The organism is Trabulsiella odontotermitis, from assembly GCF_001188485.1.
In the GTDB taxonomy this organism is placed as follows: domain Bacteria; phylum Pseudomonadota; class Gammaproteobacteria; order Enterobacterales; family Enterobacteriaceae; genus Trabulsiella; species Trabulsiella odontotermitis_A.
Genome location: NZ_JNGH01000033.1, coordinates 1 through 2229, shown reverse-complemented (window position 1 = coordinate 2229; position 2229 = coordinate 1). Strand labels below are relative to the sequence as shown.

The window sequence follows — 2229 nt, the reverse complement described above, 5'->3', positions numbered from 1 at the left end:
AATCTTTCAGTCGGGTGCCACGCCCGCCTGCAAGGATCAGCGCAACGGATTTAATGGGCAGTTGACGCGCCAGCATCAACGGATCGTTTTTATCTAGCCTAACCATGATTCACTCCTTTTATTCATGCTCGTTAGAGCTTCGACATGTCATCTCTGGATTACCGGTTTGCCGGTAACCTCAACGATGTCATGCGCTTGACCTCTCAAATACGCACACTCCGTGCGCGGGCCCATGCCAGACGGTCATGGTGACCGGATTATCCTCACCGGCGAAGGGAGGAACGGCATGCCATTCTCCCGAGGGTAAAACAATATCTGCAACGTCCTGCGTCCCGTTAAGGGTGATGAGCCAGCGATCGGAAAGCAGAATTTGCATCCGCTTCACGCCGTGTTGCCATGCTTCAGCGCTCAACGGTTGCGCATCCTGACCGAGCCACCGCACGTTGCCATCTCCCTCCTGCCACCATGCGTCCCTGGTCAATGCCGGAATGCGCTGGCGCAGGTGAATCAACGCGGCGGTGAACGCCATCAGCCCCCTGTTCGCCTTGCTCCAGTCGAGCCAGGTTAAGGCGTTGTCCTGACAGTAAGCATTATTGTTGCCGTGCTGGCTGTGACCGTGTTCGTCACCGGCCAGCAGCATCGGCGTCCCTTGGGAAAGCAGCGATGTCGTCATCAGCGCGTGGACGCTGGCCCGTCTGCGCTCAATGACATCAAAACTGCCGCCTAATCCCTCTATACCATGGTTATTACTGTGGTTATTGTTAGTCCCATCGCGATTCTCTTCGCCGTTCGCTTCATTGTGTTTGTCGTTGAAACAAACGCAGTCTCGCAGGGTAAAACCGTCATGCGCGGTAATCAGATTGACTGACGCCGACGGCAGACGGCCATTACGGTTGAACACATCGCTGGAAGCGGCAAAGCGAGTGGCAAATTCGCCCAGCGACAGGTTCTGCTGCAGCCAGAAGCGGCGTGCAGCATCGCGGAAATGATCGTTCCATTCCGCAAAGGGTGCGGGGAAATTCCCCACCTGATAACCGCCCGGGCCAATGTCCCAGGGCTCGGCAATCAGTTTTACTTTCGATAACACCGGATCGGCGTGAATTGCCGTAAACAACGGCGCGTCCTGGCGAAATTCCGGGGTTCGCCCCATCACTGACGCCAGATCAAAACGAAAACCATCAACGTGACACTCATCCACCCAGAACCGCAAACACTGACGCGCGTATTCCACGACGCCGGGTTGGCTGAGGTTGAGCGTGTTGCCGCAACCGGTCCAGTTGTGATAATCGCCATCCTCTCTAATCCAATAATAGCTACTGTTATCAATTCCGCGCAGTGAGACAGTGGGTCCTTCGAGATCGATTTCCGCGCTGTGGTTGAGCACAACGTCAAGGATCACCTCGATTCCCGCGGCATGCAGCGCTTTTACCGCATCGCGAAATTCCTTCAGCGCTGTCTCCGGCGACGCGGCATAACGCGGCTCAAGGGCAAATAACGCTAATGGATTGTAGCCCCAGTAATTGCTGAGCCCCATGCGCTGAAGGCGTGGCTCGTGGGCAAAATGCGCCACCGGCAGCAGCTCCAGCGCGGTGATGCCTAACTGCTTGAGATAGTTAATCATCACCGGATGGCCGAGGGCGCCGTACGTGCCGCGCAGCGCCTCGGGAATGTCCGGCTGCAGCCAGGTCAGCCCCTTAACATGCGCCTCATAGAACACGCTGTTGCCCCACGGCGTGGCGGGCGGCGCGTCGTCTTCCCAGTCATAGCCTAAATCCACCACCACGGCTTTGGGGGCCACGGCGGCGCTGTCACGGGGATCAGGCGTGTCCCACCCGCCATGCAGCAGCGGATCGTCCGCCGGGTAGCCCTCCACGCGATGCGCACACGGATCCAGCAGCAGTTTCGCCGGGTTAAAGCGATGCCCCTTTGCCGGATCCCACGGGCCGTGAACGCGAAAGCCGTAGCGCAATCCAGGATGCACATCCGGCAGATAGCCGTGCCAGATATCTCCGCTGCGTGAGGTCAGAGGGAGGCGTTGTTCGCCACCTTTGTCATCAAACAGGCAGAGCTCGACCCGCTCCGCATGGACGGAAAACAGCGCGAAATTCACCCCTTTTCCGTCATAACTTGCGCCCAGCGGGGCGGCAGCCCCGGCCATCAGTTTTGTCATTCGCCCTCCCGCACCAGCCAGATTGTCGCCAGCGGCGGCAGCGTAATGCTGAGGGAATT

At 58.3% G+C, this 2229-nt stretch carries 2 protein-coding genes; both read right to left on the bottom strand.

The window, feature by feature from the left end; genetic code table 11:
* A partial coding sequence (locus tag GM30_RS26945; protein ID WP_238582593.1) for a hypothetical protein occupies positions 1-106 on the bottom strand: 106 nt, incomplete at its 3' end.
* 81 nt (positions 107-187) lie between these two features.
* The gene (gene glgX / locus GM30_RS02305; RefSeq protein WP_049847331.1) at positions 188-2170 is read right to left on the bottom strand and encodes a glycogen debranching protein GlgX; all 1983 of its coding nucleotides are present in this window, start codon (positions 2168-2170) and stop codon (positions 188-190) included.
* Between the last annotated feature and the right edge of the window lie 59 nt (positions 2171-2229).